Origin of the sequence: Methanoculleus sp., assembly GCF_036677455.1 — an archaeon.
Lineage (GTDB): Archaea > Halobacteriota > Methanomicrobia > Methanomicrobiales > Methanoculleaceae > Methanoculleus.
The window spans coordinates 1-7871 of sequence record NZ_JAVBWL010000009.1 but is presented as its reverse complement, the minus strand read 5'-3'; the positions used below and the strand labels follow the sequence as shown (position 1 = coordinate 7871).

Here is a 7871-nt window from a genome sequence, read left to right as displayed (position 1 = left end):
ACCCTCCTCCATCGAGACAGCAGAGAGGGGCCTCGGGGATCCCCCCGCGGTCATGCGGATGATTATATCATTCCTGTTTTTATTATAATAATTTGAGAATAATACGCCGCAAAGGATATATATTTATACCGCCATTGACCGGTTCACCGGCTACCTCATGACCGGACCATAATCTGATTTCGCAGTACGCCTGCGGCGTGCTCACCCGAACACCTGCTCCAGCACCCGTCTGTACCTACCGGAAGGTATGTACCGCGGTCTTGCAGGTGGAGAGTGGAGATCACAAAGGGGGAAATGAATGACAAAACACACACATCTGGCACTATTGTGGGCAGCCGTCATCGTGGGGCTGCTGATATCGCCGGTTATGGCAGTAGCGGCACCGGGGGATCACCTGTACCGGGGCTTCAACGCTGCACAGAACCGCCCCGATGTCGACAATAACGTGATCGTCTGGGAAGACGGTCGGGATGGAAATATGGAGATCTATCTCGGCACCGCAGATGCATTCCGGGCGTCGCTCGGCTACACCGGCGAGAGGGTAACAAACAACCCCGCCTCGCAGGAGAAACCGTCCATCTCGGGAGACTACATCGCCTGGCAGGATGACCGGGACGGGGACCGGGAGATCTACCTCTACCAGCGCTCGACAGGCGCGACGACCCGGCTCACCAACAACCCGGACGACCAGCGGATGCCCATCGTCCGTGGGAACTACGTCGCCTGGTACGACAGCAACAGCACCTCGGGCAGAACGAATGTCGTCCTCTATGACATCGCACAGAACGAGACTACCATCATCGACGCCGACGCGAAGACGACGATCCCCGGCGGGTCGACCGAGTTCAAACCCGCACTCTCGGAGCAGTACGTCGCCTGGATAGAGGCGGAGGACGAGAAGGTTCATTACTACGACATCACGGCCGGGACGATGGAAGGCTCGGTCTCGACGAGCATGGGATTCCAGTCCTGGCCCTGGCTCTCCGGGAGCCTCATCGCCTGGGAGGATTACCGCCATGGAAGCTCTAACGCTGAGATCTATATGGCCGATCTCGACAACCCGTCCATCGGGGAGCAGCGGATCACCAACGCCCCTGGTTACCAGATCTCGCCGGCGATCAGCGGGGATCTAATCGCCTGGGAGGATATGCGGGACGGGAATCGGAGCATCTACATGTACGACCTCTCCACCGATGAGGAGATGTCCGTATTTGTGCCTGAAGGCTCCACTGACGAGCAGCTCTACCCTGCCGCGAGCGGCAACACCATCGTCTGGCAGCGAGGCGCGAGCCCTAACTCGAACCTCTACATCTTCGTCTACGAACCCGGAGCGCCGGTCGAGCCGGTCGCAACCGATATAGTGATTGACCCGATCGCAGCCACCGTTGCGGTCAACAGCACGATGGCGTTCGAGGCAACCGTCCTCGACCAGAACAATGAAACCATGATGGGTGTCACGGTCAACTGGACGACCAGCGACCCGACCATCGGCACGGTTGACAACACCGGTCTCTTCACCGGGGTTGCCGCGGGTATAACGGCCGTCACTGCAACGGCAGGCGACGTATCCGCCTCGGCGATCGTCACCGTCAGCGCTGAAGCGCCGGTCGAACCGCCTGAAGTGGCGAGCATCACGGTTGCCCCGGCCACGGCCACCCTGCAGATCGGTGGTACACGACTGTTCGAAGCAACCGTCCTCGACCAGAACGATGAAGAACTGTCCAACGCCACGGTAACCTGGGCGAGCAGCGATGAGGCCGTCGGCACCATCGATGAGACCGGGCTCTTCACCGCGGTTGCCGAAGGCACGACGACCGTCAATGCAACGATAGGGAACATAACCGGAGAAGCAACCGTCACCGTCAGCGCTGAAGCGCCGGTCGAACCGGTCGCAGCGCGTATCGCGATCACATCGGACAGAACCACCGCCGTGGTCAACGAGACAGTGAACTTCTCCGCAACAGTCTATGACCTGAACGACACCGAAATGCCGGATGCCACGGTCGCCTGGACAAGCAGCGATGAGGCCATCGGCACCATCGACGCGAACGGGCTCTTCACCGCGGTTGCCGAAGGCACGACGAACGTCACGGCAACGGCAGAGAACGCATCCGCCTCGGTGCTCGTCACCGTCGAAGCGCCGCCCGAACCGGTCCTGGAGAGCATCGCGGTCACGCCGTCTGCGGCCACCCTCGCGATAGACGACACCCAGCGGTTCATCGTGACCGCCCGTGACCAGAACGGCAACGCCATGACCGGCGTCAACGTCACCTGGACGAGCAGCGATTCGGCCATCGGCACCATCGACGAGACCGGCATCTTCACCGCCCTCGCTGAAGGCACGGCAAACGTCACCGCAACGGCAGAGAACATCACCGGAGAAGCGACCGTCACGGTCATCAGCAACGAACCTGCTCTTGCGAGCATCGCCGTCACCCCGTCGGAGATCACCTTCGGGCCCGGTGACACGGCAACCTTCACCGCGACCGCTCTCGACCAGTTCGGCGATATCATGACCGGCGCCAACGTCACCTGGACGAGCAGCGATCCGGCCGTCGGCACCATCGGCACAGACGGAGTCTTCACCGCCCTCGCCGACGGCATGACGACCGTCACCGCAACGGCAGGGAACATGACCGGAGAAGCGACCGTCACGGTCGCCACGGCGTCTTCAGGCGTCGTCGTCTCCCCGTCGACGATCACCCTGGGTGCCGGGGAGTCCCGGCAGTTCACCGCGACCGTCTATGACCAGGACGGCAACGCAACCCCGGGCGCCAGCGTCGCCTGGGCGAGCAGCGATGAGGCCGTCGGGACGATCGACGAGACCGGGCTCTTCACCGCAGTTGCCGACGGCACAGCGACCATCACCGTAACGGCAGAGAACGAGACCGGAACCGCGACCGTGACCGTCGCATCGTCGCCGGTCGCAACGCGGATCGCGGTCGAACCGGCCACGGCCACGGTTCTGCCCGGAGCAACCCGGGAGTTCACCGCGACTGTCTATGACCAGCGCGACAACGCCATGGACTGGATCCAGGTCACCTGGGCATCCTCTGACCCGGAGATCGGCACGATCGACCGGGCAGGCCTCTTTGGGGCATTCACCGAGGGATCGGCGGATGTAACGGCATCGGCAGGCGAAGCGACAGGAACCGCAGCAGTCACCGTCTCGGCGACCGCCGCACCGGATCCCGATCAGGGAGGGAACGGCGGCTCATCGAGCGGCGGAAGCGGCGGCGGCAGCAGTGAGCCGACGTTCTCCGCAGCGACCTGCGAGAACCTGAGGAGCGGGGAGTCGTTCACATTCTCGGAACTGACCACCACGTCGGTCGGCAGCGTCAACGTCACGGCAGCCGGCACCATCCCGCAGATGATGCTGACCGTGAAGAAGGCAAAAGCGCCCTCGGCGGCAGAGCCCCCCACCGGTGACGTCTACGAGTACGTCGAGATCACCCCCCACTGGGTGAACCCGAGCCTGATCGGCTCCGCGACCGTATTCTTCAGCGTTCCCGCCGACTGGCTTAAAGCCCACAACGCGACCGCAGAGGACGTCGGGCTCATGCACTACGTGAACGGCACCTGGGAGCCCCTGGAGACCACGGTCATCGGTGAGGAGAACGGAAGGCACAACTTCCGGGCAACCACCCCCGGCTTCTCCACCTTCGCTATCGTTGCGTCACCGGTGAGCGTGGCCGCATCTGCGGTGGAGGGGAACGCCACGACGGAGGTCACGGAGACACCTACCGTCACCGAGACGCCCGTAGCGACCGAGAACGTGACGACGGAGCCGACCACCGCCGTACCGGCGACGACGTCGGCACCGCTCGTCTACGCGCCCTTCCTCGCCCCGCTGGCATTCCTCCTCTGGGCGAGAAGGAAGCACTAACCCTACCTTTTTTTGCACGTATCGTGGATCTGCTCCATACCGGCCCGCTCGCGGTAACGAGGGGCCGGCGGGAGCAAGAGGCCGCCTGCCGGTGGCAACCAGAGCAGATACAGGACCCGTTCCACGGAGTCCTGCAGAAGAGAGGGGAGGGTGCGCCCCCCGGCAACTTGTTCGGCCGTCCGGTGCGTCAGTACCCGGGCTGGCCGCCGGGTGCGGTCGTCACGGTGGCGGGCCGTGTCTCCGTGACGGTCGGTCCCGTTGCCGTGGAGGTTTCGGTCGGCTGGGTGGGGTTGCCGCCCGGCGAGACACACCCTGCGGCCAGGATGCCGAGAGCGACGAGGAGGAGCGCCGCCAGGAGGACCAGGTCAGACTTCATGGTCTCCCCCGTGACGGACATAATAGTTATACCTTGCCCACCCGTGCGGGTCGCCGCCGGAGCGACCTGCGGGGCGGTTGCGAGTACTTCAGGACCGCAGCCCTCCCGGATACACGGACATCATGCCGGCACTCACCCGTAGCGGAAGAGCCCGGGCGAGACCGCGAGCACGGCCCCGAGGAGGAGAGCGGCGAGGAGCGGGGAGAGGACGAATGCCCCGGGAGAAGCGAGGAGAGCCGCGTAGAGGTACCAGAAGGGAAGGAGCCCCTGCGTGTACGGGGCGGGCGCGACGAGCCCGGAGAGGGCGATAGCGGCCATGACCGTGATGACTGCATACAGGTGCCCCTCGCCGGACGAGCCGGGAGCGACCGCCACCAGGACGCCGAGGGCGTTCGCCGCAACCACGGCGGAAGCGAATGATACGACGGCGAAGAGAACCCCCTCCGGGGCCGGAGGGTGGACGAGCAGGAAAGCGGCGAGGGGGACGGCGACCTGCGCCGCGTCAAGGAGGGCGTTTGCGAGGACGTATCCGGCGGTCAGCCGGCCGGACGAGACGGGCAGCATGGCCATCCGGTCCAGCATACCACTCTCGCGGAGGCGGACGAGCCCGATCGACGACCCGAAGACCCCGGAAAAGACCACGGCGACCGTGATGCCGGCGGCCTGCAGGGATACGGGCGCATCGGAGAGTATGAGAGGGAGCAGGAGCGCCGCCGGCAGGGCGAACTTCAGGAGGAGTCCCCGGCGGTTCCGGAGGTCTTCGAGGATCTCTTTCCGGAAGAACGAGTCAGGATGCATCCGGTTTCTCCCCCGTATATGCGAGAAAGACGTCCGTGAGCCCCGGAGTTCGGATCTCGGCGCCCATGACCACCCCCCCCTCGCCCGCCACCGCGTGGACGATCCGGGCAAGGAAGGACGACGGGCCAGCCTCGTCCGGCGTGGCTATCACTGTTGCGTAAAACCCGTCCTCCCGTTCTTCCGCACCCACGCTCTCGACGCCGGGAACCTCGCCGAGCGGCCGGAGCGCGACCGGCGCCTTCAATCGGAGGTCGATCGTCACCTTCGCACCGAGCGATCGGACGAGCGCGGACGGCTCCCCCGAGACGAGCAACCAGCCCCGGTCGAAGAGGGCCACCCGGTCGGCAAGGCCTGCCGCCTCGTTCACGTCGTTCGTGGAGAAGACGACCGCAGCACCCCGCCGGGCCGCCGTGCGGAGGAGCCCGGCAAGGGTGACCCTCGCCCGGTAGTCCAGGCCGATCGACGGTTCGTCCAGCAGGATGAGGGAGGGCTCGTGCGCCAGGGCCTCGATAAGACCGAGTTTCCGCTGCATCCCGTAGGAGTACGTAGAGACCGGGTCGCCCCACCGCTCCCGGAGATCGAAGAGATGAAAGAGGGTTTCGAGCCGCTCGTGCACCGCCGCCGGGTCCATGCCGTAAGAACGGGCGAAGAACCGGGCGTTCTCGTAGCCGGTGAGCATTTCCCAGTGGGCGGTATGGTCAAAGAGCATCCCGGTGCTTGCGAGCATCGCCCGCCCGTCCGCCGGGAGCACAACAGTCCCTTCGTCGGGAGGGATGAGGCGGGCGACGACCTTCAAGAGGGTGGACTTCCCCGACCCGTTGGGGCCGAGGAGGACGAGGATCTCTCCCTCCCCCACGTCGAGCGTGACCCTATCAAGCGCCCGGACGGAGCCGAACCGTTTCGTCACGTCCCGCAGGGCGACGACCATCCCTCTCCCTCACCGGAACTCGAGGTGTGTGGACCGGGTGACCCGCACCGCCCCTTCGGGGACGGTCTCGGCGACCTCGTAGACGAGGATCCGGTCGCCCGGACGGACAGTCTGCCCCACGATCCTCCCGCGGAGGATATGCCGGTGGAAATCAGGAGCAAACCTTTTTGCCCGGGTGAAGACGACCGCCCGGGCATCAGGAACCTGCATCCTGACCGCCTCCCACCCCGGACCGCCGGGCCACGCCCCGGACAGTGTCCTCCGTAACCCGGGAGAGCCCCCGATCCCGGGCATGCTCCTCGACCGCCATCCGCGCCATCCCCCGCGCAAACGGCGGCACCCGTGCAAGGATGCTCTCCGCTTCCGGTGTCCAGGGTATCGTCGCATCGGAAGGCAGGTCCGGCACCGCGACCGGGCTCTCTGGCGGCGCGACGACGAGGACGTTCGTGGTGCTCATCCGGGCAAGATTCAGGGTGTTCGACCCGATCAACGACTCTTCCTCCCGGTGCAGCCCGTAACGGCCGAGGACGAGGAGCCCCGCCCCCCGGACCGCGGCATGGTGGTGCACCTGCGGGCAAACCTTGCCGGCGACGACCGCCGTACGGACCCGGGCGCCCAGGGCCCGGGCGAGGGCCGCCCCGCGCTCCAGGTTCCGCCGGTAGAGATGTTCGAGGCCCCGGTCGATGATCTCGTCGTGGAGGCGCTCCTGGGCCGGGAAGTCGAACCGGCGCTGCGCCTCCTCAGGCAGGATATCGGCGATGACCGGAAAGACGCCGGAATGAAAGAAGGGATCGTAGACGGCAACCGCTTCCAGTGGCGCGTCAAAGGCGGAAGCGATCGCGGCCGCACGCGCCAGGGCCGCATAGCTTGTGCCGCTCCCGTCCACGCCTACGACGATCGGACGGTTCCTCAGGTTCCACGGCCGCCGCACCAGGAGGAGATCCCTTTCGCGGGCATACAGGAGCGCCCGTTCGGCGAGGCTGCCGAGGGGCACCTCCGGCATCTCTCCGTGCCCGGTCGCGCCGAGCACCGCGAGGTCCGGCCGGTGCTCCCGGATGAGCCGGAGGAACTCGACGTATCCCCTGCCCTCGGCCGTGACCGGCTCGAACGAGACGCCCCGGGCGGCGGCCTTTGCCGCCAGCGGCGCGAGGTAGGCGTCCGATATGAGCGCCATGCCCCCGGATATCAGATCATCGTGCGTCGCCCGCAGGGAGCCGAGCCGCTCCTCCTCCTGGTAGCGCTCCGGGAGGCCGGGCTCCATATCCTCAAAGCGCTGCCGGTGCATGCGAGCGGCATACACATGGCAGCCGGTGCACCTGCCCTTGCCGGTGGACGCAGCAAAGGCGAGAGCCGCGTCCACCGCCAGGTCGGAACAGGGAGACCCATCCACACCGACAAAAACCTGCTGATACATCATGGACAAACAAGGGAGAAGAGCGGCACAAACGGCATAAATGCTTGGGTATGGCTGCCCGGGGTCGTAATGGATGTCAGAAGATCAGGCCCCGGGTGGCAGCAGGACGGTGTCGATGCCCTGGATAATACCATTGTCGGCCATAAGTTCGGGGATCGCGACCGTGGCGTTGTCCACCATGACGGCCGTGCCGGTAGCGTTCACGGTAAGGTTCCCGCCCTGCAGGGTCCGGAGCGTTGAAGCGTTTCGGAGCCCGGCAAGCGTGTAGGAGCCGTTTACGATATGGTAGAGCACGACCTCCGTGCTGTTCGCAGAACCGTTCAGGACCGACTCACGGGCGCCGGGGTCCATCCTGTCGAACGCGGCGTCGGTCGGGGCGAATACCGTATACGGTCCGGGACCCTCAAGCCTCGCGGCGACGCCCGTCGACTGAAGGAGGCCCGTGAACAGGGTGAAGTTCCCGAACGCC

General features: G+C 65.6%; 7 protein-coding genes. 1 reads left to right on the top strand and 6 read right to left on the bottom strand.

Annotated features, from left to right (window positions below; genetic code table 11):
- The first annotated feature begins 298 nt into the window (after positions 1–298).
- Entirely contained in the window at positions 299–3886 is a 3588-nt protein-coding gene (locus V6K60_RS03130) for an Ig-like domain-containing protein (protein ID WP_332449058.1), read from the top strand.
- A 187-nt stretch (positions 3887–4073) separates the two neighbouring features.
- Here the strand turns inward: V6K60_RS03130 and V6K60_RS03125 are convergent, their stop codons facing one another.
- From V6K60_RS03125 to V6K60_RS03100, 6 genes are all read right to left on the bottom strand, one after another.
- Entirely contained in the window at positions 4074–4262 is a 189-nt protein-coding gene (locus V6K60_RS03125; RefSeq protein WP_332449057.1) for a hypothetical protein, read from the bottom strand.
- Positions 4263–4394: 132 nt separating this feature from the next.
- Complete coding sequence (locus tag V6K60_RS03120; protein WP_332449056.1) at positions 4395–5060, bottom strand: hypothetical protein; 666 nt, start codon at positions 5058–5060, stop codon at positions 4395–4397.
- Complete coding sequence (locus tag V6K60_RS03115) at positions 5050–5988, bottom strand: ABC transporter ATP-binding protein (protein ID WP_332449055.1); 939 nt, start codon at positions 5986–5988, stop codon at positions 5050–5052. Before V6K60_RS03115 ends, V6K60_RS03120 begins: the two co-directional genes overlap by 11 nt.
- Before the next feature lie 9 nt (positions 5989–5997).
- Complete coding sequence (locus V6K60_RS03110; protein WP_332449054.1) at positions 5998–6198, bottom strand: hypothetical protein; 201 nt, start codon at positions 6196–6198, stop codon at positions 5998–6000.
- Positions 6185–7405 (bottom strand): universal stress protein, encoded by a 1221-nt coding sequence (locus tag V6K60_RS03105; RefSeq protein ID WP_332449053.1) that lies wholly within the window; start codon positions 7403–7405, stop codon positions 6185–6187. Before V6K60_RS03105 ends, V6K60_RS03110 begins: the two co-directional genes overlap by 14 nt.
- Before the next feature lie 81 nt (positions 7406–7486).
- Positions 7487–7871, bottom strand: a 385-nt coding sequence (locus V6K60_RS03100) for a fasciclin domain-containing protein (protein ID WP_332449052.1), incomplete at its 5' end; no start/stop codon positions are given.

Bases quoted from the DNA above. Each gene is read 5' to 3' on its own strand.
- V6K60_RS03130 (WP_332449058.1), top strand. From the start codon at position 299: ATGACAAAACACACACATCTGGCACTATTGTGGGCAGCCGTCATCGTG.
- V6K60_RS03125 (WP_332449057.1), bottom strand. From the start codon at position 4,262: ATGAAGTCTGACCTGGTCCTCCTGGCGGCGCTCCTCCTCGTCGCTCTC.
- V6K60_RS03120 (WP_332449056.1), bottom strand. From the start codon at position 5,060: ATGCATCCTGACTCGTTCTTCCGGAAAGAGATCCTCGAAGACCTCCGG.
- V6K60_RS03115 (WP_332449055.1), bottom strand. From the start codon at position 5,988: ATGGTCGTCGCCCTGCGGGACGTGACGAAACGGTTCGGCTCCGTCCGG.
- V6K60_RS03110 (WP_332449054.1), bottom strand. From the start codon at position 6,198: ATGCAGGTTCCTGATGCCCGGGCGGTCGTCTTCACCCGGGCAAAAAGG.
- V6K60_RS03105 (WP_332449053.1), bottom strand. From the start codon at position 7,405: ATGATGTATCAGCAGGTTTTTGTCGGTGTGGATGGGTCTCCCTGTTCC.